Origin of the sequence: Pectobacterium sp. CHL-2024, from assembly GCF_044751765.1 — a bacterium.
Taxonomy (GTDB): domain Bacteria; phylum Pseudomonadota; class Gammaproteobacteria; order Enterobacterales; family Enterobacteriaceae; genus Pectobacterium; species Pectobacterium brasiliense.
Window position 1 is genome coordinate 92,966 of the sequence record NZ_JBIXKO010000005.1, and the last position, 23,049, is coordinate 116,014.

The following is a 23,049-nucleotide window of genomic DNA, read 5'->3' on the forward strand; positions in this document are numbered from 1 at the left end:
CCAGATTGTAGTACAACACATATAAATGGTACTACAATCAAGCCAGAAAAAGAGGGAAGGATGCGGTTATTGTGCAACAGTTCGACGACGTCAGGCGGCATGGCGGGTAAAGTAAGTGCAGTGATATCAATCCGTTTTGTCTCGTTGAGGTGATGATGAATAAGCAAGAATTAAGCAAAACCGACCGCATCATTCTGGATATTGGCCAACAGATCGTCGGCGGGAAATATGCCCCGGGTACGCCGTTACCCGCAGAAGCTGAGCTGTGTGAAGAATTTCAGACCTCGCGCAACATCATTCGCGAAGTGTTCAGAGCGCTGATGGCGAAAAGGCTGGTGGAAGTGAAACGGTATCGCGGCGCGTTTGTGGCCGCGCGTAACCAGTGGAATTACCTGGATACCGACGTTCTGCAATGGGTTCTGGCAAGCGATTACGACCCACGGCTGATCAGCGCGATGAGCGAAGTACGTAATCTGGTGGAGCCGACGATTGCCCGCTGGGCTGCCGAACGGGCGACCTCAAGCGAGCTGGCGGTAATTGAAGCGGCGCTGAATGACATGATTTCCAATCACCAGAATCGTGACGCATTTAATGAAGCGGATATTCGCTTCCATGAGGCGGTATTAGCGGCGGTGCATAACCCGGTACTACAGCAGTTGAGCGTCGCGATCAGTTCCTTGCAGCGTGCGGTGTTTGAGCGCACCTATATGCCAGACGAAGACAACATGCCACGGACATTGCGTGAGCATCAGGATCTCTACGATGCCATTCGGCATCAGGATATTGAAGCAGCAGAGCGGGCGGCGTTGACCATGATCGCCAGCTCGACCAAACGGTTAAAGGACATTACATGAGTGAAAGCTATATCGCCATTGACTGGGGGTCGACCAACCTGCGGGCGTGGCTGTATCTGGACGGCGTCTGTATCGACAGCGTGAAGTCTGAAGCGGGCGTCACGCGTTTGAACGGTCAGACACCGCAGCAGGTTTTTCAGCAGATCGTTGCGCCGTGGCAGCAGCACAACGTGCCTGTCGTGATGGCGGGCATGATTGGCAGCAATGCGGGCTGGCTTTCCGTGCCGTATCTGTCATGCCCGACTCGCCTGACGGACGTCGCCCATCGCCTGACGCGTGTGGAAGAAGCTCAGCCGCTGGTCACCTGGATCGTGCCGGGACTGAGTATTGCGAAGGACGATAACTGCAATGTGATTCGCGGTGAAGAAACCCAGCTGATTGGCGCATATAGCGAATGTCCTTCCTCTCTTTATTTAATGCCGGGAACCCACTCGAAATGGGTGCGGGCTGATGACAGCAACGTGCTGGATTTTCGCACGGTGATGACCGGTGAACTGCATCACCTGCTGATGACACAGTCGCTCATTGGTGTGGGACTGACCGAGCAGCAGCCATCCTCTACCGCTTTCCAGCAAGGGCTGGAACTGGGCTTTGCCGACGACAATATCATCCGCTGCCTGTTTGAAACCCGCGCGGCGCATGTGCTGGGGCGTCTGGAGAAAAGTGCCGTGAGCGACTGGTTATCCGGGCTGTTGATTGGCAACGAAGTCTCGCAAATGCAGCGCCACTATCAGGTGGCAGCCGGAGACAGCATTACACTCATCGGCTCCCCTGCGCTGACCACGCGCTACGAAAAAGCATTACAACAAGCTGGATTGCGCTGGCAGCAGCTGGATGGCGATCGGGCTTTTCAGGCAGGAATAAGGAGCATTGTTAATGAGCTGGAATACTAATCTTCCCTTGATTGCGATTCTGCGCGGTATCACGCCGGACGAGGTGCTGGAACATGTCGCAGCGCTGCTGGATGCCGGATTCGATGCGGTAGAGATCCCGCTGAATTCGCCGAACCCGTATGAAAGTATTCAACTGGCGGTAGAGCATTTTGGCGATCGTGCCCTGATTGGTGCTGGCACGGTACTGAAAGCCGACTATGTCGACAAATTACAGGAAATTGGTAGCAAGTTAGTGGTTACGCCCAACATTTCCCCCGAAGTGATTCGTCGGGCAGTGGGTTACGGCATGATGGTGTGCCCTGGCTGTGCTACTGCGACGGAGGTCTTCACGGCGCTGGATGCGGGTGCGCAATCGCTGAAAATTTTCCCGTCATCCGCGTTTGGGCCTGACTACATCAAGGCATTGAAAGCGGTATTGCCAAAGGACGTTCCCGTCTTTGCCGTCGGTGGCGTCACGCCTGAAAACCTGAAGGATTACCTTAGTGCGGGCTGCATCGGTGCCGGGTTAGGCAGCGATCTGTATCGAGCCGGTCAGTCGGTTGACGTTACCGCGCAAAAAGCACATGCATTTGTTAACGCCTATAAGGACGCTGTTCAATGAAAATTACCAAAATCACCACGTACCGGCTGCCGCCACGCTGGATGTTCCTGAAGATTGAAACCGATGAAGGCATTGTCGGCTGGGGCGAACCAGTGATCGAAGGTCGTGCACGTACGGTTGAAGCTGCCGTTCACGAGCTGTCTGACTATCTGATTGGGCAAGATCCGGCACGCATCAACGATATCTGGCAGGTGCTTTACCGCGCGGGCTTCTACCGCGGCGGCCCGATTCTGATGAGCGCCATCGCGGGTATCGATCAGGCATTGTGGGACATCAAAGGCAAGGCGCTGGGTGTACCGGTTTATCAGTTACTGGGTGGACTGGTGCGCGATAAGATCAAAGCCTACAGCTGGGTGGGCGGCGATCGTCCTTCCGAAGTGATCGCAGGCATCAAGAAGCTGACCGACATTGGCTTCGATACCTTCAAGCTGAACGGCTGTGAAGAGATGGGCATCATTGATAACTCGCGCAAAGTGGATGCGGCGGTGGCCGTGGTCGCGGAAATTCGCGAAGCCTTTGGTAACAGCATCGAGTTCGGTCTGGATTTCCACGGTCGTGTGGATGCGCCGATGGCGAAAATCCTGATCAAAGAGCTGGAGCCGTACCGTCCGCTGTTTATTGAAGAACCCGTGCTGGCTGAACAGGCGGAATACTATCCTCGTCTGGCAGCGCAAACCCACCTGCCGATTGCGGCGGGCGAGCGTATGTTCTCACGCTTTGATTTCAAACGCGTGCTGGCAGACGGCGGACTGGCTATTATTCAGCCTGACCTGTCTCACGCAGGCGGTATTACCGAGTGCTTTAAAATTGCTGCCATGGCGGAAGCCTATGATGTCGCGCTGGCACCACACTGCCCATTAGGTCCAATTGCACTGGCTTCCTGTTTGCACCTCGACTTTGTGGCACGTAATGCCGTATTGCAGGAGCAAAGTATGGGCATCCATTATAATAAAGGTGCCGAGCTGTTGGATTACGTCATTAATAAAGAAGACTTTGCCATGACCGACGGCCATTTCTATCCGTTGAATAAGCCTGGCCTCGGTGTGGAAATTAATGAAGAACTGGTTATTGAACGTAGTAAAAATGCGCCAGACTGGCGTAACCCGGTGTGGCGTTATCCTGATGGTGCCGTCGCCGAGTGGTAACACCCGTCATTCGCGTTGGCTTGCCTGCAACTCGAATTATTTTAGGGTATAACGAAAACAATAGGTTAGGTGTTGAATAACGAGTAATACATAACGCATTTCCCCGGCACGACGGAATAGAGCAATCATGGATTATCACGAAATACATTATTTCGTGAGGGATTACTGTTTTATTTTATTAGCGTCGGGGAAAGTAATCTTCCATTTATCATGAGTACGCCACCACCGGGATTATTAAAAATAAAACGCCATTATAAATAGGGAAATATAGTGAGCGTGCGCGGTTATTTATTTCATTAGAAAAAATAAAGTATACCAACTGCTGGTGTTGTTGAACGTTCAAAAATAGCGGGCGATAAATATCGCAGCCCGTTTAATAAATAACAGGAACATAAGATGGATATGACATTAACTACCCGTCCTACAAAACGGCGTTATTTCACCTTGCTGATGATTTTTATTACGGTCGTCATCTGCTATGTGGATCGCGCCAACCTGGCTGTGGCGTCGGCACATATTCAGGAAGAGTTCGGCATTACAAAAACACAAATGGGCTATATCTTTTCTGCGTTTGCCTGGACCTATACGTTATGCCAAATACCCGGCGGCTGGTTCCTTGACCGCGTCGGTTCAAAGGTCACCTATTTTATCGCCATCATGGGGTGGTCGATTGCCACGTTGCTGCAAGGTTTCGCCACGGGTCTGGCGTCATTGATTGGTTTGCGTGCGGTGACCGGGCTGTTTGAAGCGCCTGCGTTTCCGACGAATAACCGCATGGTGACCAGTTGGTTCCCTGAGCAAGAACGTGCTTCTGCCGTTGGATTCTATACGTCAGGGCAGTTTGTTGGTCTGGCATTTCTTACGCCATTGCTCATCTGGTTGCAGGAAATCCTGAGCTGGCACTGGGTGTTCATTGTTACCGGCGGCGTCGGCATTGTCTGGGCAATTATCTGGCACTTTGTTTATCAGCCACCGAAGAAAAGCAAAGGGATCAATCAGGCTGAGCTGGATTACATTGCTGAAGGCGGCGGTATCGTTGATGGTGATGCCCCGACTGAGAAAAAAGCGCGTACGCCATTAACGGCAGCCGACTGGAAACTGGTGTTTAACCGCAAGCTGGTCGGCGTGTATATCGGGCAGTTTGCTGTGACCTCTACGCTGTGGTTCTTCCTGACGTGGTTCCCGAACTACCTGACGCAGGAAAAACAAATTAGTGCACTGACGGCAGGCTTTATGACGACGGTACCTTTCCTGGCGGCATTCGTTGGCGTACTGCTGTCTGGGTTTGTGGCGGACCGTCTGGTACGTAGCGGAAAATCGATTGGTCTGGCGCGTAAAACGCCGATTATCTGTGGGCTGCTAATTTCAACCTGCATAATGGGGGCGAACTACACCAACGATCCGGTATGGATTATGGTGTTGATGGCGCTGGCATTCTTTGGCAATGGCTTTGCTTCCATTACCTGGTCGCTGGTGTCGTCGCTGGCACCGATTCGCCTGATTGGTCTGACGGGCGGGGTATTCAACTTTGTCGGCGGTCTGGGCGGTATCACTGTGCCATTGATTATTGGCTATCTGGCGCAGGATTATGGTTTTGCTCCGGCGCTGACCTATATTGCTGGCGTAGCGCTGGTCGGCGCACTGTCTTACATCTTACTGGTGGGTGAAGTGAAGCGTGTAGGCTAACGCTCGTTACTCGCGTGCGGTAGGTTCTGGAAAAACCATAAAAAACGGACTTTCCTCTTGGTTGAGGAAAGTCCGTTTAATTTTTTGACTGTTTATCAGCAGCCATTATTTGTAGATAACGGCGACGCCGCGCAGTTGGTTGTCACCCGTTGCAGACGTAATGGTGAAGGCGCTGGCACCGGCTTTTTCTGCTTTCTGAGCCAGCTGTGCTTGCAGTGAATCCAGGCTGTGTGCGGTAGCACTAACGACACCCACTTTTTCCAGGCTCTGAGCCTGTTGTGAAGAGACCTGATCGGCAGCGAAAGTACCAAAAGACAGGGCAGACAGTACGGCAGCAGCGGCGAAGAGTTTTACGTTTTTCATGTGATGTATCCTATTCAATGTTGTTTGGAGTGAAAGGTCATTTCCTTTCGATGAAGAGGATATTACGCCGATGCAGGTAGAAGGGAAAACGGAGTGTTTTGAGAATATCTGTCAATATTTTTGATGTTAAATCTGGCGATAAGATGCACAGTCTCGATCGCCAGAATGAAGGCTATATTGCCGCCTGCTGAGGCAACGGCGGTGAGGTGGGTGCCAGCACACGTTCCAGCACGCGGGCTTCCAGTTCCGCCAGCTTAGCCGATCCACGACGTCGTGGTCGTGGCAAATCAACCGTGATGTCCAGTCCTACGCGGCCTTCTTCGATCAGAATAACCCGGTCGGCCAGCGCAATAGCTTCGGAGACATCGTGCGTCACCAGCAGTACGGTGAACCCGTGTTGGAGCCACAGATTTTCGATCAGGCTTTGCATCTCGATGCGGGTCAAGGCATCCAGCGCCCCCAGCGGTTCATCCAACAGCAGCAAACGTGGATGGTGAATGAGCGCGCGTGCCAGCGCGACGCGCTGTTTCTGACCACCGGACAGCGCGGCTGGCCAGTCATTCGCGCGATCTGCCAGCCCGACGGAGGATAGCGCCTCCTGCGCTTTTTCACGCCAGTTGCCGTGCAGTCCCAGCGCGACATTATCGATCACCTTTCTCCACGGTAGCAGCCGTGCTTCCTGAAACATCAGTCGTGTGTCGTCTTTCGCACTGCTGAGCGGCGCGGTGCCGGTCAGCAGCTCACCGCTGCTGGCTGCTTCCAAACCCGCGAGCAGGCGAAGCAGGGTGCTTTTACCGCAGCCGCTGCGACCGACGATGGCAACAAATTGCCCGGACGGAATGCGTAGTTGCACATCATTCAGTACGGTGCGGTGGCCGTAGTGCTTGGTGATAGCATCCAGAGCCAGCGGCGTCCCCTTGGTGAGCGGCGACGGTGAATGCGCGTGCGTTGCAGAATCGGTAAAAGCGGTCATGATGCGTCCCCCGATGAGGTTTGATAAGCCGGATTCCAGCGCAGCCAAATGCGCTCCAGCCCTTGAGCGCTGACATCGGCCAGCTTGCCGAGCAGCGCGTAAAGAATGATGGCGACCACGACCACGTCCGTTTGCAGGAACTCACGGGCGTTCATGGCGAGGTAGCCGATGCCGGAGTTGGCAGAGATAGTTTCCGCGACGATCAGCGTCAGCCACATAAAGCCCAGCGCAAAGCGGATGCCGACCATGATGGACGGCAGCGCGCCGGGCAACACCACCTGAGAGAATAGGCTCAAGCCGGACAGTCCATAGCTGCGCGCCATCTCCAGCAGGCCGCGATCGATGTTTTTAATGCCGTGATAGGTGTTGAGATAAATCGGGAACAGCGTGCCCAGCGCCACCAGAAAGATCTTGGCCGCTTCATCAATGCCGAACCACAGAATGACCAGCGGGATCAGCGCCAGATGGGGAACGTTGCGGATCATCTGCACGGAACTGTCCAGCAGACGCTCGCCCCAGCGTGACAGCCCGGTGATAAAGCCAAGCACCAATCCGATGCTGCCGCCGATAGCAAACCCGATCAGGGCGCGCCAACCGCTGATCGCCAGATGCTGCCACAGTTCGCCGCTAGAGATGAGCGACCAGCCTGCGGTAATCACCGAACTGGGCGCAGGCAGAATCCGGTTAGATAGCCAACCGAACTCGACGGATACCTGCCACGCAACCAGCAGCGTTACGGGGAGCAGGAAAGGTGCAAAGCGCTGTGCCAGTGAAGAGAGCGTTCTTGCCATGATCGATTCCTCAGCTTTGCGAGACTTTACGCGGCACATAGCGGTTAGCAATCAGCTCTCCCGCGGTGTTCACCGTATGCAGCGGCGTAGGTTGCTGCGCCAGATCGAGGTGCGGGAACAGCAGTTCACCCACGCGATACGCCTCTTCCAGATGTGGATAGCCGGACAGAATAAAGGTATCAATGCCAAGATCGGCGTATTCCTGAATGCGCTCGGCCACCGTCGGGCCATCGCCAACCAGCGCCGTGCCCGCACCGCCGCGTACCAGACCAATGCCCGCCCACAGATTCGGGCTGATCTCCAGCTTGTCCTTTTTGCCGCCGTGCAGGGCGGCCATGCGCTGCTGACCGACGGAGTCGAAACGCGCCAGCGCCGCCTGTGCATCGGCGATGGTTTTTTCATCCAGATGAGAAATCAGCCGATCGGCGGCCTGCCAGGCTTCCTCGGTGGTTTCCCGCACGATGACGTGCAGGCGAATACCGAAGCGAACCTCACGCCCCTGTGCCGCCGCTTTGGCGCGGACTTCCTCCAGCTTTTCTTTAACCTGCTCAGGCGGTTCGCCCCACGTCAGGTAGAGATCGACCTGTTCTGCCGCCAGATTCTGTGCCGCATCGGAAGAGCCACCAAAGTAGAGCGGTGGACGCGGCTGCTGCACGGGCGGGTAAAGCAGTTTGGCGTCTTTGACCTGAATGTGTTTCCCTGCGAAATCGACGGTTTCGCCTTCCAGCAGCCTGCGCCAGATGTGGGTAAATTCCGCCGAGGCTTCGTAGCGCTCTTCGTGGCTGAGGAACAGCCCTTCGGCGGCCAGTTCTTCCGGGTCGCCGCCGGTCACCAGATTGAACAGCGCGCGTCCGTTAGACAGCCTGTCCAGCGTGGCGGCCTGACGTGCGGCGATGGTAGGGGAAATCACGCCGGGGCGTAGGGCGACGAGAAATTTCAGCCGCTGCGTCACCGGAATGAGCGATGCCGCAACCAGCCAGGAATCCTCGCAGGAGCGGCCCGTCGGCAGCAGCACGCCGCCAAATCCTTGCCGCTCGGCGGCTTGCGCCACCTGTTGCAGATAGCTGTGGTCAACATGACGTGCGCCCTCGGTGCTACCAAGATAGCGACCGTCTCCGTGGGTGGGCAGAAACCAGAATACGTTAAGACTCATGGTGTGAACTCCTTGAACAGTCTTGTTTGGGTAAACAAAAGGTGTGTGACAGACGAATTAGTTCGCCTGAGGACGCCAGACGCGCTCTGCGATATTGACCTTCACCGGCACCAGACGATTTTCATAAAACAGGTCGGCCGTGGATTGCTGGGCCTTGATCGTGGCGGCATCCAGCGGTTCGACGGTAGTCGGTGGACGATGGTCGAGCGCCGTTTCAATCACTTTTTCCGGCAGCCCTACCGCGTTTGCCAGCAGCGTGACGCTTTGCGCCCGGTCGCTGATTGTTAAGGCATCCGCTTTGGTCAGCACGTCCAGAACCTGACGAATAAAGGTGCCGTGCGCCTCAGCGTAAGGGCGGCCAGCCAGATAGAAGGAACCGGTTTTCTCCAGCCCGCTACTGTCGATCAGCACGCGAACGCCGCCTTCCAGCAGCGCGGCGGAATAGTAGGGATCCCAGATTGCCCATGCATCGACGTTGCCTTGCTGGAAGGCCGCGCGGGCGTCAGCCGGGGTCAGGTAGGTCGGTTTGATATCGGTGAATTTCAGCCCGTCGCGTTGCAGTGCTCGCAACAGCGTGTTGTGTGCGCTGGAGCCTTTCTGGAAGGCGACTTTGCGGCCTTTTAAGTCAGCAACGGTTTTCACCGGGCTGTCTTCCCGCACCAAAATCACTTCGGCCTGAGGCTTAGGCGGTTCCACGCCGACATACAGCAGGTCAGCGCCAGCGGCCTGCGCAAAAATAGGGGGGATATCACCGGTGCCGCCCAGATCGATGCTGCCCACATTGAGCGCTTCCAGCATCTGCGGGCCGGCGGGGAATTCAACCCAGCTGATTTTGGTGTTGGGGAACTGTTTTTCCAGCAACTGGTGTGATTTTGCCAGCACCAGACTGACCGAACCTTTCTGATAGCCAACGCGCAGCTGCGTTGGCACGCTGTCCTGTGCATCGGCGGCGGATACGAGCAGCAGGGCGCTGGCGGCCAGAATAGCGGGGAGCCGGCGTAGCCGCGCTGTCAGGTTGCTCCACAATGGCGCGTTTTCTCCACGTCCTTCCGTGACCGATTTTTTCATCATCAATGACATGCTTATGACCCCTCCCTTATAACTAAAAATTAAAATACAGCGAGAAAATGCAACATCAGGTGATAAACATAGCAGGGGGAGGACGGGCTTTTTAAATCTCAATTTGTCGTTTTTATAGTCAAAAGTAGAAAATGCCTGAAATCAGCACACTTAGCGTAATAAGCGCGGCAATAGTGAGTTTTACCCGTCCTTCACGTCTGAAACACGTTTTCCATGACCTGCCTCACATTGTTTCCCGCAATGTCTATCATTTCGTGAACCTATTCTCATATATTGATTTTTTTCATGGAAAACGGTTTCCGTTGTGTTTCCATGATGATGTTTCCAATGGACGTGTTTATTCACGATGCTTTTATTGATGACGTTTTTTTATTCGTAACGCTTTTTATTCATAACGTAATACGACGGGGTATTGAAAATGAAAAGGATCATGCTTTGTTGTTCCGCTGGGATGTCTACCAGCCTTTTGATGAGAAAGATGAAGGAGGCGGCCAGCGCACGTAGTCTGGACGTCGAGATTGCCGCCTACGCCGCCCATGAATTTGATGAGCAGGTCGGGAAGTATGACGTTGTGCTGCTGGGGCCACAGGTGAAATATATGCTGGCGTCCTTTCAGGAGAAAGCCGAGGGAAAAGGCGTGCCCGTGGCAGCGATAGATATGATGGATTACGGTATGCAGCGCGGTGACAACGTGCTGGATTTTGCCTTTTCACTGATCGAAAAATCAGGACAACCGCTATGAGTGGCCTCTATCAGTCGATGGTTAATATCATCGAGCAAAAAATTACCCCGCTGGCTGGTGTGGTGGGACAACAGCGCCACATCATCGCGATTCGTGATGGGTTTATCGCCGCGCTGCCTTTCATGATCATCGGTTCATTTATGCTGGTGTTCATCTTCCCGCCGTTTGCACCGGATACCACGCTGGGATTTGCCCGCGCGTGGCTCGATTTCTCCGTTGCTTATCGTGAACAACTGATGCTGCCGTACTACCTCAGTATGGGGGTCATGACCTTCTTTATCTCGGTGGGGATTGGAGCCAGCCTTGGCAAGCACTACAAGCTGGATCCGATCATGACCGGCCTGCTGGCGCTGATGGCATTCTTGCTGGTGGCTGCGCCTTATCAGGATAAACAAATTTCCACCCAGTACTTCTCTGGGGAAGGGATTTTTACCGCGATTCTGACCGCGATTTATGCGGGTGAAGTGTATGCCTGGCTGAAGAAACGCAACATCACGATTCGCCTGCCGAAAGAGGTGCCGACTGGCGTGGCGCGTTCGTTTGAAATTCTTATTCCCGTACTGGTCATCGTCGCGACGCTGCATCCGTTTAACCTGTTCATCCAGTCTGCGACCGGCATGATTATCCCTGAAGCCATCATGCACCTGTTGGCACCGCTGATTTCGGCGTCGGATTCGCTGCCTGCGATTCTGATTTCGGTATTTATTTGCCAGATTCTGTGGTTTGCCGGGATTCACGGCGCGCTGATCGTCACCGGGATTATGAACCCGTTCTGGATGACCAATCTGGCGCTGAATCAGGCTGCGCTTTCGGCCGGTGCGCCGCTACCGCATATTTATTTGCAGGGATTCTGGGATCACTACCTGCTGATCGGTGGGGTCGGTTCCACGTTGCCGCTGGCCTTTTTGTTACTGCGTAGCCGCGCGATTCACCTGCGCACCATTGGCCGCATGGGCGTGGTGCCGAGCTTCTTCAACATCAATGAACCGATTCTGTTTGGTGCGCCTATCATCATGAATCCGCTGCTGTTCCTGCCGTTTATATTCGTGCCGATGGTCAATGCCGTCATTGCCTATACGGCGACGAAGCTCGGCTGGATTGCGCAGGTCGTTTCCCTGACGCCGTGGACGACGCCTGCGCCGATTGGGGCATCATGGGCGGCGAACTGGGCATTCAGCCCAGTGATCATGTGTCTGCTCTGCATGGTGATGTCGGCCGCGATGTATTACCCGTTCCTGAAAGTCTATGAGCGCACGCTGCTTAAACAGGAGCAGGAGAAACAACAGCAGGCCGCGGGCGAAGCCAGCGCCAGCGCATAAACACGAGTGAAGCAGAGAGGAACGTATGCACGATCATCTTCAGAACGATTTTCGCTTTCCCGCGAATTTTTGGTGGGGTAGCGCCAGTTCGGCACCGCAAACGGAAGGCGAAAGCCTCAACTATGGTAAAAGCGCCACCGTGTGGGACGAATGGTTTGCCACGCAGCCCGGCCGTTTTCATCAGCAGGTTGGGCCGGCAGAGACTTCCACGTTTTATCAGCACTGGCGTGAAGATATCGCGCTGCTGAAGACGCTGAATCACAACACGTTCCGCACGTCGATCTCGTGGGCGCGGCTGATTCCCGATGGCGTCGGTGAACCGAATCCGCAGGCGGTCGCGTTTTATAATCAGGTCATTGATGAAATGCTGGCGCAGGGCATCACGCCGTTTATCAATCTGTTCCATTTTGATATGCCGATGGTGATGCAGCGGCTGGGCGGTTGGGAAAATCGGGCGGTGGTGGTGGCCTATGCGGGCTATGCGGCGACCTGCTTCCGCCTGTTTGGCGACAGGGTAAAACACTGGTTTACGTTCAATGAGCCGGTGGTGCCGGTGGAAGGCGGGTATCTGTATGATTTCCACTACCCGAACGTGGTGGATTTCAAGCGTGCTGCGACAGTGGCGTACCATACGATGCTGGCGCATTCGCTGGCGGTGAAGGCATATCGCGAGCAGTCTCAGGGTGGGGAAATTGGCATTATCCTCAATCTGACGCCTTCCTACCCGCGTTCCCAGCATCCGGCCGATGTTAAAGCCGCTAACATCGCCGATCTGATGTTTAACCGCAGCTTCCTCGATCCTGCATTGAGGGGCGAATATCCGCAGGAACTGGTCGATCTGCTGCATCGATACGGTCAACTGCCGCATTGCCAGCCTGACGATCGTGCGCTGCTGGCCGATGGGATTGTCGATCTGCTGGGGATTAACTACTACCAGCCGCGCCGTATTCAGTGCCGCGACAGTCTGGTTAACCCTGATAGTCCGTTTATGCCTGAGTGGTTCTTCTCCAGCTATGAGATGCCAGGGCGAAAAATGAATCCCTATCGCGGCTGGGAAATTTACGAACCGGGCATCTATGACATTCTGACCAACCTACGAGTGAATTATGGCAATCCGCGCTGCTTTATTTCGGAAAATGGCATGGGTGTTGAGAACGAACAGCGTTTCGACGCTAACGGCCAGATTCAGGATGATTACCGCATCGATTTTGTCCGTGAGCACCTGAAGTATGTACACAAAGGGATCGCAGAAGGCAGCAACTGCCTCGGCTACCATATGTGGACGTTTATCGATAACTGGTCGTGGTCGAATGCCTACAAGAATCGCTATGGCTTTGTGCAACTGGATTTGGCGACGCAAAAGCGCACGGTGAAGAAAAGCGGGGAATGGTTCGCGGCGACAGCGGCCGAGAATGGCTTTCAAGGTTCAACATTGTAAGTCCTTATCCACGTCGGTGTGGCACTCTGCCACACCACATTCACCACCCTTCTTGCTTTCCCACGAACCCCTTTCGCATAAATAAAAAAACCGGCTTGCCCTGATGAGGAGGCAAGCCGGAAAGAGGGTAATACGTGATGCTTACAGGATGGCTAACTGGGATAAAAACTCAGGGTAAACAACAATTAGTTGAAGATTACCGCAGAGCCACGCAGCTGATCGTTACCGGTCGCAGACGTGATGGTATAAGCTTTAGCGCCTGCTTTTTCTGCTTTCGCCGCGAGCTGAGCCTGTAGTGAGCTGAGGTCTTGAGCGGTAGCGGTAACGACGCCTGCTTTTTCCAGATTCTGTGTCTGTGAAGGCGCAACATATTCAGCAGCAGAAGCACCGAAAGTCATGGTAGCGAGAACAACAGCAGCGGCGATGGTTTTTACGTTTTTCATGGTGTCTTATCCTTTTCTGATTTGATAGGTGAAAGGGGGCTGCCCTTTCGATATGAAGAATGTTACGCCGATGCTAATAAATTAAAAAACGGATGTTATTGAGGTAGTCTTTCTATTTTTTTGAATGATATTTATCGATGTTGTTTGTTTTTTTTAAATTAAAAACAATAAGTTATACATAAAGCTGAAATTGATTTACAAAAAATTGACTGATATTGAATAAGTGGGGTGATGTCTTGTCTGTTGAGGTTCAACTAACGTTTAATGCTGCTGGTCATCAACTTACCAATATTAATTGCTGGTCATGTGATGGGAATTGGCTGGTCTATGACATAAGACCCTATGGATCTTCATTCACAGGGCTGACCATTGAGCGCATACACCTGAAAAGCCGGGAAACCGAGGTGATTTATCGGGCGACGGCGGGGGCGCACGTGGGCGTGGTGACCTGTAGCCCGCAGGAACCGCTGCGCTATGTCTTTATCCACGGGCCAGAAAACCCAGATGGCGGGTGGCAGTATGATTTTCACCATCGGCGTGGAACGATAGTGGCGGATCGCCAGCGCGATGAGGCCATCACGCTCGATGCTTTCTCCATTACGCCGCCTTATCAGGCCGGTGCGCTGCGCGGCGGTACGCATGTCCATGTCTTCAGCCCGGATGCCAGCCGCCTGAGCTTTACCTATAACGACCATGTGCTGCATGAGCGCGATCCAGCATTGAATTTGCGCAACGTGGGCGTGGCCGTGCCGCTACAGGCCGTCACCGTTGAAAAACACCATCCGCGTGAATATGACGGTAGCCACTATTGTGTGTTGGTTAGCAGAACGACGCCTCAGCCGCAGCCCGGCAGCGATGAGATCAATCGCGCCTATGAAGAAGGTTGGGTAGGAGCGGCGGGCTATATCAGACAGGATGGTTCGCGGCAGCGCTGGGCGCTGGCGTTTATCGGTGATACGCGTGCGGCGGACGGGGCAACGGTGCCTGAGATTTTTATTGTCGACTTGCCGGATGCGCTGGAAGAGTACGCCAAAGCGGGTGATGCGCCACTGGCGGGGACGTCAACGTCAATGCCTGCGCCGCCAGCAGGCGTGCAGCAGCGGCGTTTAACGTTTACGCACTCGCGTCGTTATCCTGGTCTGGTGAACCAGCCGCGCCACTGGCTGCGAGCCTCGCCCGACGGCAGTGAGATTGCTTTCCTGATGCGGGATGAGGCAGGCGTGGTGCAGCTGTGGACGCTTTCCCCGAACGGCGGTGAGCCAAGACAGGTAACGCGCACGGAACACGGCGTACAGTCGGCCTTTAACTGGCACCCGGATGGACATTCTCTGGCGTTTGTGTCTGACAACAGCATCATGCTGTGTGAGGCGAAAAGCGGTGAGCTTGTTCGGCTAACGGCGCGGACGGACAGCGCACCGAGTGCGGATGCCGTGGTCTTTTCCCCTGATGGGAAACACATTGCGTATATGCGAGAGATTGACGGCTTTAATCAGCTTTTTGTTGTGGCGACGGCATAACCTGCACACGCTGATTCAAGGTGAATGCAGGGCTATCAAAGCTGATTATGAGGCATGGTGGCAAGCTGTGAGCTGGCGGTCTGATTTTGCTCTTCGCTGTGTGAAATACGTTCGCGCGTCGACAGTTTGTTCTTATCGCTGCCTGCACGATAGTAGTCGTAGGGCAGCAGTAGGGTGTCGGCTACTGCCGAGAACGGCAGGTCGATAGCGACCAGCGGCATCATCGCCCAACTGGTGTCGTCGTCGCGCAGCATATCCACACCGGCGCGCGTGCCGGAATAGTATCCCTGATCGCCTCCGGTATGCGTCATCACGCTGGAGCAACCGCTGGTTGCCACCGCGCCGCTGCCGGTGATGATGAAAGAGAACAACGCACTTTTCAGTAAGGTCATATTATCTGTCCATTAAGAACCTGCTGCCAGAGTGGGTTCCAGAGCCTGCCTATCTTGAGTGTATGTGATAACGCCCGCAGTGTGAGTGAATATTGCATGAAACCCAGCGATTTTTCCTTTTTGCCTCTTGAAAGTCTGAGGGGGGTCACCATATTGATAATAAGCCGGAAGAAAACGATACGCCGTCAGGGTATCTGTCCCGGCTGTGAGCCTGTCCCTAGGGAAGGTAAAAAATAAATCCTCGCTGCATGTTTAGGAGGCTGTTTTATGCGTAACCCCGATTTTTCCCCACTGTACCGTTCCGCTATTGGTTTTGATCGCCTGTTTAATCTCTTAGAAACCGGGCAGACCCAGAGTAACGGCGGCTACCCTCCCTACAACGTCGAACTGGTTGACGAGAACCAATACCGCATTGCGATTGCCGTAGCTGGCTTCGCGGAGCAGGAACTGGACATCACCGCGCACGACAACGTATTGATTGTAAAAGGTGCCCACGCCGGTGAACAGGTGGCTCGTAACTACCTGTACCAGGGGATTGCCGAGCGCAACTTCGAGCGTAAATTCCAGCTGGCCGAACATATTCAGGTAAAAGGTGCCAATCTGGAAAACGGGCTGCTGTACGTCGATCTCGAACGTATCGTGCCGGAAGCGATGAAGCCGCGTCGGATTGAAATCAAGTAAACCAACATCACGTTATTTGCACGAATCGCGCATTGCCTGAAACGGCAGTGCGGTGAATGAATGCTTCGTCTGCCGAATGGGGACGACGCCAGCTATAGAACTGTGGCTGGCATAGGGCATGCCCGTATGGGCACGATTAATCTCGCTTCTTAGAAGGAGTCATATTATGCGTAACTACGATTTATCACCTTTACTGCGTCAGTGGATCGGTTTTGACAAATTAGCCAGCTCAATGCAGGGCGGTCAGGAACCGATTGATTTTCCTCCGTATAATATCGAGAAGAAAGACGACAACCACTACCGCATCACGCTCGCGCTGGCAGGGTTCCGGCAGAGCGATCTGGATATCGAAGTAGAAGGCCCGCGCCTGACCGTGAAAGGCAGCCCGGCACCGTCCCAGAAAGCCGTGGAATATCTGCATCAGGGGCTGGTGTTTAAGCCTTTCACGCTAAGCTTCACGCTGGCCGAGCATCTGCATGTGTCCGATGCCCATTTTGAAAATGGCCTGCTGCATATCGATCTGGTGCGTGACGTGCCGGAAGCCTTGCAGCCTCAGCGTATCGCCATCAATAGTGACCGTCCGGCATTGAACCAGCAGCCTGCTGAAGATGCCTCATAACGCGATATCCGCATTATTTGTTTGATGATTTCCCGCGCTCGTATCATTACGGGCGCGGTTTTGTGTTGCCCGCCACGTTTCCTTTTCCAGCACTCTGCCAGAATCAAAATATACTCATTATAGAGTATAGCGTCAGTGGCATTTCCCAATAAAAACGTCCGCAAAGGATACGGGTATGAGTGATATCGCACTTACCGTGAGTATGCTGGCGCTGGTTGCGGTTCTGGGGTTATGGATCGGCAACTGGCGGATTTATGGCGTCGGTTTAGGGATTGGCGGGGTCCTGTTCGGTGGGATCATCGTCGGGCATGTTGCCCATCAGTACCAGATTCAACTGAATGATGACATGTTGCACGTCATTCAGGAGTTCGGGCTGATCTTGTTTGTCTATACCATTGGCATTCAGGTCGGGCCGGGTTTCTTTTCCTCTCTGCGGGTATCTGGCCTGCGCCTCAATGCGTTTGCTTTGCTGACGGTGTTCCTCGGCTGCGTGGTGACTGTCCTGCTGCACAAACTGCTTAATATTCCTTTGCCCATTATCCTCGGTATTTTCTCCGGTGCGGTGACCAACACGCCGTCGCTGGGTGCGGGTCAGCAGATTCTGACCGATCTCGGGTCGAGTTCCGCATTGGTGAACCAGATGGGGACGGGCTACGCCATGGCGTATCCGCTGGGGATCTGTGGCATTTTGCTGGTGATGTGGCTAATGCGCGTGCTGTTCCGTGTCGCGGTGGAGAACGAGGCTAAGCAGTTTGAAGCCAGCAACGGTCTGCATCATGAGCAACTGCACACCATGAATGTGTCGGTGACGAATAGCAATCTGCAAGGATTGGCGATTCAGGCTGTGCCGATTCTGAACCGCGACACCATCGTCTGCTCCCGCCTGAAACGCGGTGATGAACTGATGGTGCCGTCGCCGCAGACGCTTATCCAACTGGGCGATTATCTGCATCTGGTTGGGGCGAAAAACGATCTGGAGCAGGCGCGTCTGGTCATTGGTAATGAAGTGGAGGCATCGCTCTCAACGCGTGGCACGGATCTGCACGTTGAGCGCGTGGTGGTGACGAATGAGAAGGTATTGGGACGCAAGATTCGCGAGCTCAATCTGAAGCAAAACTACGATGTCGTGATTTCGCGCCTGAACCGTGCGGGCGTCGAGCTGGTTGCCAGCAATCAGGCTAGCCTGCAATTTGGCGACATTCTGAATCTGGTCGGGCGAAAAGCGGCGATCGATGCCGTCGCGGATATCGTGGGAAACGCGCAGCAAAAACTCCAGCAGGTACAGATGCTGCCCGTCTTTATCGGAATCGGGCTGGGCGTACTGCTGGGTTCGGTACCGCTGATGATTCCCGGCTTTCCCGTCGCGCTGCGGCTCGGTCTGGCGGGTGGGCCGCTGGTGGTGGCGCTGGTGCTGGGGCGCATCGGCGGGATCGGTAAACTTCACTGGTTTATGCCACCCAGTGCAAACCTGGCGCTGCGCGAACTCGGCATTGTGCTGTTCTTATCGGTCGTAGGGCTGAAATCTGGCGGCGACTTCGTCGATACGTTATTGAACGGCGATGGTGTGTGGTGGATTGGCTATGGCGCGTTGATTACGATTGTGCCGCTGCTGCTTGTCGGCGTACTGGCGCGGACGCTGGGTAAGATGAACTACCTGACGCTGTGCGGCATGTTGGCGGGCTCCATGACCGATCCGCCTGCGCTGGCGTTTGCCAATGGGCTACACCCGACCAGCGGTGCGGCGGCGCTGTCTTATGCGACGGTTTATCCGCTGGCGATGTTTCTGCGCATTATGTCACCGCAGCTGTTAGCCGTACTTTTTCTTACCCTCTAAATGTTATCAGCTGGATAAAAAATAATATTTTCTCGCCGAATAATGGCGATTTATTTCTTTATTTTTTAATAGAGGAATACCTGAGTGAATAAATAAGGAATGGATAACTGACTGTCTGGAAAAGAATTATATTACCACTGTTAGCTATAAGGTTTTTTTATCATTGCGTTGTCGTTAACTTCGTTAATTTTATGTTCTTTAAATGTCAATTATTATTGAATCTTAAGGGTTTTTTATCAGGAAATTAAAACCACGATGGTTTCTTAAATAAATTAATGAACCACTTTAGTAACTAAAGTTACGCTATTTTATAGGCGCATTATAATACTATCTCTTCATTAATCACTTGATTTGATAAGACGAGAGAAGCACCCTGAACCCTTGTTTTCTCGTCTTTTTTTTCCGCAGATGATTCCTGTTGCGTTGTTTTCAGCAGGGTGACGAAGGAAGAATAACGAAATACCCACTCCTCCGCACGGGACATCCGTCGTGAATATCTCCTGAATAATTTGAGTGTGACTCGAAGTATGACGGGGAATACAGAATCCGTTTTAATGAAGAGTGGTGTTCTTATGTCTGCGAATAACAGCAGGTTGATAAAGCTTCTAGTTATCCTTTGTATTGCCGGTGGCTTATGGTTATTGCCGGTTCCTGACGGGGTTAAACCCGATGCCTGGCATCTGATGGCGATTTTTATTGCCACCGTTGTCGGTCTGATTCTTTCTCCTTACCCGCTTGGCGCGATGGCGATGTTCAGCCTGACCTCGGTCGCCATATTAGGGTTATTACCCATTAAAGATGTGCTGACGGGCTTTAGCGATCCCACCATTTGGATGATCGCCTGCGCCTTCTTTATCTCTCGCGGCTTTATCAAAACCGGCTTTGGCCGACGCATTGGTCTGCTGTTCATCAGCAAGCTGGGGAATAGCTCACTCGGTCTGGCGTATGGTCTGGTGTTTACCGACCTGATGTTCGCTCCGGCCATGCCTTCCACGTCTGCACGCTGCGGCGGGATCATCACTCCGCTGTTCCGGTCAATTGCCGAAGCTTATGACTCCACGCCGGAAAAAGGCACGCAGCGTCGTATTGGTGCGTTTCTGGTGCAGTCCATTTTCCAGTGTAACGCCGTGACTTCCGCGATGTTCATGACCTCCATGGCGGGTAACCCGATGGTGGCGAAGCTGGCTTCTCAGTTTGGTATTCACATCAGTTGGACGGATTGGGCGTTGGCGACACTGCTGCCGGGCTTCCTGTCTTTGGCGCTGATTCCTTACCTGATCTACCGTTTCTATCCGCCTGAACTGAAGAAAACCTCAGAAATGCGTGCAATCGCCGTCGAAAGACTGCGTGAAATGGGCAAAATGACCCGCGACGAATGGGTGGTGCTGGGTGTGTTCCTGGGTCTGGTGACCTTCTGGGTGCTGGGTTCTACGCTGAATATCGATGCAACCCTGACCGCGCTGGCGGGCCTGAGCGTGCTGTTGCTCAGCCGTGCGCTGACCTGGGACGATGTCGTCAGCGAGAAAGAAGCCTGGCATACCGTGGTGTGGTTTGCCGTACTGATGACGCTGGCTGGCCAGCTCAACAAGATGGGTCTGATTGCCTGGCTGGGCGGGTTGGCCGGTAATGCCGTGAGTGGGATGCACTGGCTGCCAATGCTGGGTCTGCTGCTGCTGGTGTACTACTACAGCCACTACCTGATGGCGAGCGCGATTGCCCACATCAGCGCCATGTATGCGATTTTTGTCTCTATCGCGCTGGCCGCCGGTGCGCCGCCGATGCTGACCGTACTGGTATTCGGTATCTTCAGTAACCTGTTTATGTCCACGACCCACTACTCCAGTGGCCCGGCACCGATTTTGTTCGGCACTGGCTACGTGCCGCTGGGAACCTGGTGGAAGATCGGTTTCTTGGTCAGTCTGGTCATCATCCCTATCTGGCTGGGTGTTGGCGGAATGTGGTGGAAACTGCTCGGTTTCTGGTAAACGCAGGTACTGCTGGCTTTCCAGATGCGAAACATTCCTGACACAAAAATGTACCGCAACGTTAAGCCTGATTTCCTTTCTTCAAGCCTACGCCCTGTCCTTGTGACGGGGCGTATGCATCACGGCACGCGAAACGCGACGAAACAGTATAAGATAACGGTGTGATGATGGTGGTTTCGGAGAGTGACATGGGCAAGAAAAAGGCACCGCTAAAGCTGGGAACATCGGTGTTTCTGATGGTGTCGGTTGTGCTTGGGGCGGTGTTGCTGGTGGTCTATTCCTTGCTGTTTTTTCGCATTAATCAGCTTTCAGAAGATCATCTGCGAGAAAAAGCCTTTGCCATTGCTCGCACATTTGCCGCCTCTCCCGTGGTGATTGATGAACTTAAAGGGATTGGTCGGCCTGAGGAAGTGCAGGCGGCGGCGGAGACGATCCGACTGCGTAATCAACTGCTCTTTGTCACGGTCACAGATATGGACACGGTGCGCCATAGCCACCCTGAACCGGAAAGAATCGGTGAGCATTTTGCTGGTCGGGATATCTACCCGGCGCTGTTGGGTATGGAAAATACCGCCATCAACCGGGGAACGCTCGATCCCGCGCTGCGGGTCTTTACACCGGTTTTCGACAGCAACCATAAGCAGGTTGGCGTTGTCGCGTTGGGGATTGCCTTAACCAGCGTGCAGAAGGTGATCAGCGATAACCGCTGGATGATTCCCTGGACGCTATTGGCGGGGGCGCTGGTCGGCTGGCTGGGCACGCTGATTTTGGTGAAGGTGCTCAAGCGCATTATGCTGGGATTCGAGCCGTTTGAGATCTCAAACCTGTTTGAACAGCGTAACGCGATGCTCAAACACATCAAAGAAGGCGTTATCGCGGTCGATCAGCATGGCCGGATTACGGTCATCAATGATGAGGCGCGACGGCTTTTCCGGCAGAATAAGCCGCAGGGTAGTGAAACGCCGGCTCCGAAGCCTGCTGAACGCGTCAGCGACCAGTGGCTTGAACATCTGCACCTGAAACAAGTGCTGGAGAGCGGTACGCCGCGGCGTGATGAAGAGATTAACTTTAACGGCCACCTGCTGCTGACTAACACCGTTCCGGTTTTTGTGAAGGGCGACATTATCGGCGCGATTGCGACATTCCGTGATAAAACGGAGATCAGCCAACTGCTGCAACGGTTGAGCGGGATGTCCTACTATGCGGATGCGCTGCGTGCGCAGTCGCACGAGTTTATGAACAAGCTGCACGTGATTCTGGGGATGCTGCACTTAAAATATTACTCGCAGCTGGAAGATTATATCCTGAAGACCGCCAATAATTATCAGGCGGAAATTGGTTCGATTATTCGTAAAGTGAAATCGCCAGTGATTGCCGGCTTCCTGTTGGGTAAAATCAACCGCGCGCGCGATCTTGGCATTACGCTCTCCATCAGTGAGGAGAGTCTGCTGCCGGATACTGATGATGTCGATGCCACCAATGAATTGATTACCGTATTGGGTAATCTGATCGAGAATGCGATGGACGCGATTGATCGGCAGGAAAACTGCGAAATCAGCGTGAGTTTCCATCATCAGAATGGCCGCCTTCACTGTACCGTGGGGGATGACGGCCCCGGCATTTCGCCGGAGAGTCAGGCGCGCATTTATGAACAGGGATTCTCTACCAAAGGCAGCGGGCGCGGTATCGGCCTGTACCTGACCAAGCAGAGTCTGGAGAAGATTGGCGGCACTATCGAGTTTGAATCAGAACCTGAGGTGTACACCCAGTTTTTCGTTACTATTCCTTATCAAGCAAGGCTGTTTGACCATGATTAATGTACTGATTGTTGATGACGATGCCATGGTTGCAGAGCTTAACAAATCTTATCTGAACCAGGTTTCTGGATTTAGCTGCTATGCGACCGTCCCCACATTGCAGCAGGCGCGCAACCTGCTGATGCAACCTGACTCGGAAATCGATTTGGTACTGCTGGATATTTATATGCAGCAGGATAATGGACTGGACCTGCTGCCGACTATCCGTGAATTCAGCGAAAAAACGGACGTCATCATCATCTCGTCTGCCAGCGATGTGTACACCATCAAGAAAGCGCTGCATTACGGTGTGGTGGACTATCTGATTAAGCCTTTCCAGTTCTCGCGTTTCGAACAGGCGCTGACCGCCTATCGCGAAGAGGCGAACTTGTTCAAACACCGCGATTTTGTTGGGCAGTCGGATATTGATAACCTGATTCGTCGTACCAGCAGTAGCACGGTTAGTGAACGTAAGAAATTGCCGAAAGGGCTGACCAGCCTGACGCTGCGTACCGTCTGCGAGTGGATTGAAGGTAATCAGGGCATCGAGTTCTCTACCGAGATGCTGGCGAATGCGATTGGTATCTCCCGCGTCTCCTGCCGTAAGTATCTGATCTACCTGTCTGACACCGGTATTTTGACCACCAATATCCTGTACGGCTCAACTGGCCGACCGGTGTATCTGTATCGTCTGCTGCCAGAAAAACAGGACTCGCTGCGCCAATACTGTGAATAAAAGGCTAT

The 23,049-nt window shown here is 53.7% G+C and carries 24 protein-coding genes; 16 read left to right on the forward strand and 8 right to left on the reverse strand.

The genetic code is table 11. The features are described 5' to 3' along the window. Positions 1-155: 155 nt before the first annotated feature. The 5 genes from dgoR (at position 156) to ACIPUG_RS10300 (ending at position 5,179) form a co-directional block, all read left to right on the forward strand. The gene (dgoR, locus tag ACIPUG_RS10280; protein WP_005976717.1) at positions 156-854 is read left to right on the forward strand and encodes a D-galactonate utilization transcriptional regulator DgoR; all 699 of its coding nucleotides are present in this window, start codon (positions 156-158) and stop codon (positions 852-854) included. Next, positions 851-1,747, forward strand: coding sequence for a 2-dehydro-3-deoxygalactonokinase (locus ACIPUG_RS10285; RefSeq protein WP_400338330.1), 897 nt, complete (start codon positions 851-853; stop codon positions 1,745-1,747). Before dgoR ends, ACIPUG_RS10285 begins: the two co-directional genes overlap by 4 nt. Further along, a complete protein-coding gene (locus tag ACIPUG_RS10290) occupies positions 1,731-2,348 on the forward strand; it encodes a 2-dehydro-3-deoxy-6-phosphogalactonate aldolase (RefSeq protein WP_400338331.1) in 618 nt (205 codons plus the stop codon). Before ACIPUG_RS10285 ends, ACIPUG_RS10290 begins: the two co-directional genes overlap by 17 nt. Further along, positions 2,345-3,493 carry a galactonate dehydratase gene (gene dgoD, locus ACIPUG_RS10295; protein WP_010281150.1) on the forward strand — a complete coding sequence of 383 codons (1,149 nt, stop codon included), beginning with the start codon at positions 2,345-2,347 and terminating at the stop codon, positions 3,491-3,493. The genes ACIPUG_RS10290 and dgoD overlap by 4 nt, the downstream gene beginning before the upstream one ends. 396 nt (positions 3,494-3,889) lie before the next feature. Further along, a complete protein-coding gene (locus ACIPUG_RS10300) occupies positions 3,890-5,179 on the forward strand; it encodes an MFS transporter (protein WP_039551726.1) in 1,290 nt (429 codons plus the stop codon). Positions 5,180-5,284: 105 nt separating this feature from the next. Here ACIPUG_RS10300 and ACIPUG_RS10305 read toward each other — a convergent pair whose 3' ends face one another. From ACIPUG_RS10305 to ACIPUG_RS10325, 5 genes are all read right to left on the reverse strand, one after another. Further along, positions 5,285-5,542, reverse strand: a complete 258-nt coding sequence (locus tag ACIPUG_RS10305) for a YdgH/BhsA/McbA-like domain containing protein (RefSeq protein ID WP_180789431.1) — start codon at positions 5,540-5,542, stop codon at positions 5,285-5,287. A gap of 172 nt (positions 5,543-5,714) precedes the next feature. Further along, a complete protein-coding gene (gene ssuB, locus ACIPUG_RS10310; RefSeq protein ID WP_039281457.1) occupies positions 5,715-6,515 on the reverse strand; it encodes an aliphatic sulfonates ABC transporter ATP-binding protein in 801 nt (266 codons plus the stop codon). Further along, complete coding sequence (gene ssuC, locus ACIPUG_RS10315) at positions 6,512-7,306, reverse strand: aliphatic sulfonate ABC transporter permease SsuC (RefSeq protein ID WP_039281460.1); 795 nt, start codon at positions 7,304-7,306, stop codon at positions 6,512-6,514. Before ssuC ends, ssuB begins: the two co-directional genes overlap by 4 nt. 10 nt (positions 7,307-7,316) lie before the next feature. Next, positions 7,317-8,459 carry an FMNH2-dependent alkanesulfonate monooxygenase gene (ssuD, locus tag ACIPUG_RS10320; RefSeq protein ID WP_400338333.1) on the reverse strand — a complete coding sequence of 381 codons (1,143 nt, stop codon included), beginning with the start codon at positions 8,457-8,459 and terminating at the stop codon, positions 7,317-7,319. Between the two features lie 57 nt (positions 8,460-8,516). Then, a complete protein-coding gene (locus ACIPUG_RS10325) occupies positions 8,517-9,539 on the reverse strand; it encodes a sulfonate ABC transporter substrate-binding protein (RefSeq protein WP_014917103.1) in 1,023 nt (340 codons plus the stop codon). A 285-nt stretch (positions 9,540-9,824) separates the two neighbouring features. Here ACIPUG_RS10325 and ACIPUG_RS10330 point away from each other — a divergent pair, with 285 nt between their 5' ends. From ACIPUG_RS10330 to ACIPUG_RS10345, 4 genes are read left to right on the forward strand one after another with little or no spacing between them, the layout of a single operon-like run. Beyond that, the gene (locus ACIPUG_RS10330) at positions 9,825-10,043 is read left to right on the forward strand and encodes a hypothetical protein (protein WP_010281133.1); all 219 of its coding nucleotides are present in this window, start codon (positions 9,825-9,827) and stop codon (positions 10,041-10,043) included. After that, positions 9,958-10,281, forward strand: coding sequence for a PTS sugar transporter subunit IIB (locus ACIPUG_RS10335; RefSeq protein WP_039320155.1), 324 nt, complete (start codon positions 9,958-9,960; stop codon positions 10,279-10,281). The genes ACIPUG_RS10330 and ACIPUG_RS10335 overlap by 86 nt, the downstream gene beginning before the upstream one ends. Beyond that, positions 10,278-11,600 (forward strand): PTS cellobiose transporter subunit IIC, encoded by a 1,323-nt coding sequence (locus ACIPUG_RS10340; RefSeq protein WP_014917101.1) that lies wholly within the window; start codon positions 10,278-10,280, stop codon positions 11,598-11,600. The genes ACIPUG_RS10335 and ACIPUG_RS10340 overlap by 4 nt, the downstream gene beginning before the upstream one ends. Positions 11,601-11,625: 25 nt before the next feature. Then, positions 11,626-13,038, forward strand: coding sequence for a glycoside hydrolase family 1 protein (locus tag ACIPUG_RS10345; RefSeq protein ID WP_040043795.1), 1,413 nt, complete (start codon positions 11,626-11,628; stop codon positions 13,036-13,038). 185 nt (positions 13,039-13,223) lie between these two features. Here the strand turns inward: ACIPUG_RS10345 and ACIPUG_RS10350 are convergent, their stop codons facing one another. Beyond that, positions 13,224-13,481, reverse strand: a complete 258-nt coding sequence (locus ACIPUG_RS10350; RefSeq protein WP_039281473.1) for a YdgH/BhsA/McbA-like domain containing protein — start codon at positions 13,479-13,481, stop codon at positions 13,224-13,226. A 236-nt stretch (positions 13,482-13,717) separates the two neighbouring features. Here ACIPUG_RS10350 and ACIPUG_RS10355 point away from each other — a divergent pair, with 236 nt between their 5' ends. Beyond that, complete coding sequence (locus tag ACIPUG_RS10355) at positions 13,718-14,998, forward strand: DUF3748 domain-containing protein (RefSeq protein ID WP_400338336.1); 1,281 nt, start codon at positions 13,718-13,720, stop codon at positions 14,996-14,998. A gap of 35 nt (positions 14,999-15,033) precedes the next feature. Here the strand turns inward: ACIPUG_RS10355 and ACIPUG_RS10360 are convergent, their stop codons facing one another. Beyond that, the gene (locus ACIPUG_RS10360; RefSeq protein ID WP_014917098.1) at positions 15,034-15,390 is read right to left on the reverse strand and encodes a YceK/YidQ family lipoprotein; all 357 of its coding nucleotides are present in this window, start codon (positions 15,388-15,390) and stop codon (positions 15,034-15,036) included. Positions 15,391-15,657: 267 nt separating this feature from the next. Between ACIPUG_RS10360 and ibpA the strand changes: the two genes are divergently transcribed. The 3 genes from ibpA (at position 15,658) to ACIPUG_RS10375 (ending at position 18,524) form a co-directional block, all read left to right on the forward strand. Next, positions 15,658-16,071 carry a small heat shock chaperone IbpA gene (gene ibpA / locus ACIPUG_RS10365; RefSeq protein ID WP_014917097.1) on the forward strand — a complete coding sequence of 138 codons (414 nt, stop codon included), beginning with the start codon at positions 15,658-15,660 and terminating at the stop codon, positions 16,069-16,071. Positions 16,072-16,237: 166 nt separating this feature from the next. Continuing rightward, entirely contained in the window at positions 16,238-16,690 is a 453-nt protein-coding gene (gene ibpB / locus ACIPUG_RS10370) for a small heat shock chaperone IbpB (protein WP_010281114.1), read from the forward strand. 175 nt (positions 16,691-16,865) lie between these two features. Beyond that, on the forward strand, positions 16,866-18,524 hold the full coding sequence (locus ACIPUG_RS10375) for a putative transporter (protein WP_400338338.1): 1,659 nt from the start codon (positions 16,866-16,868) through the stop codon (positions 18,522-18,524). Positions 18,525-18,843: 319 nt separating this feature from the next. Here ACIPUG_RS10375 and ACIPUG_RS10380 read toward each other — a convergent pair whose 3' ends face one another. After that, complete coding sequence (locus ACIPUG_RS10380; RefSeq protein WP_014917094.1) at positions 18,844-19,008, reverse strand: hypothetical protein; 165 nt, start codon at positions 19,006-19,008, stop codon at positions 18,844-18,846. Positions 19,009-19,096: 88 nt separating this feature from the next. On the opposite strand from ACIPUG_RS10380, the gene ACIPUG_RS10385 reads away from it, so the two are divergent. The 3 genes from ACIPUG_RS10385 (at position 19,097) to dcuR (ending at position 23,041) form a co-directional block, all read left to right on the forward strand. Further along, entirely contained in the window at positions 19,097-20,509 is a 1,413-nt protein-coding gene (locus ACIPUG_RS10385; RefSeq protein WP_039276019.1) for an anion permease, read from the forward strand. 188 nt (positions 20,510-20,697) lie between these two features. Next, positions 20,698-22,326: a sensor histidine kinase gene (locus tag ACIPUG_RS10390; protein WP_039465534.1), complete on the forward strand. Its 1,629-nt coding sequence runs from the start codon at positions 20,698-20,700 to the stop codon at positions 22,324-22,326. Next, the gene (gene dcuR / locus ACIPUG_RS10395) at positions 22,319-23,041 is read left to right on the forward strand and encodes a two-component system response regulator DcuR (RefSeq protein WP_010281107.1); all 723 of its coding nucleotides are present in this window, start codon (positions 22,319-22,321) and stop codon (positions 23,039-23,041) included. The genes ACIPUG_RS10390 and dcuR overlap by 8 nt, the downstream gene beginning before the upstream one ends. The last annotated feature ends 8 nt before the right edge of the window (positions 23,042-23,049 follow it).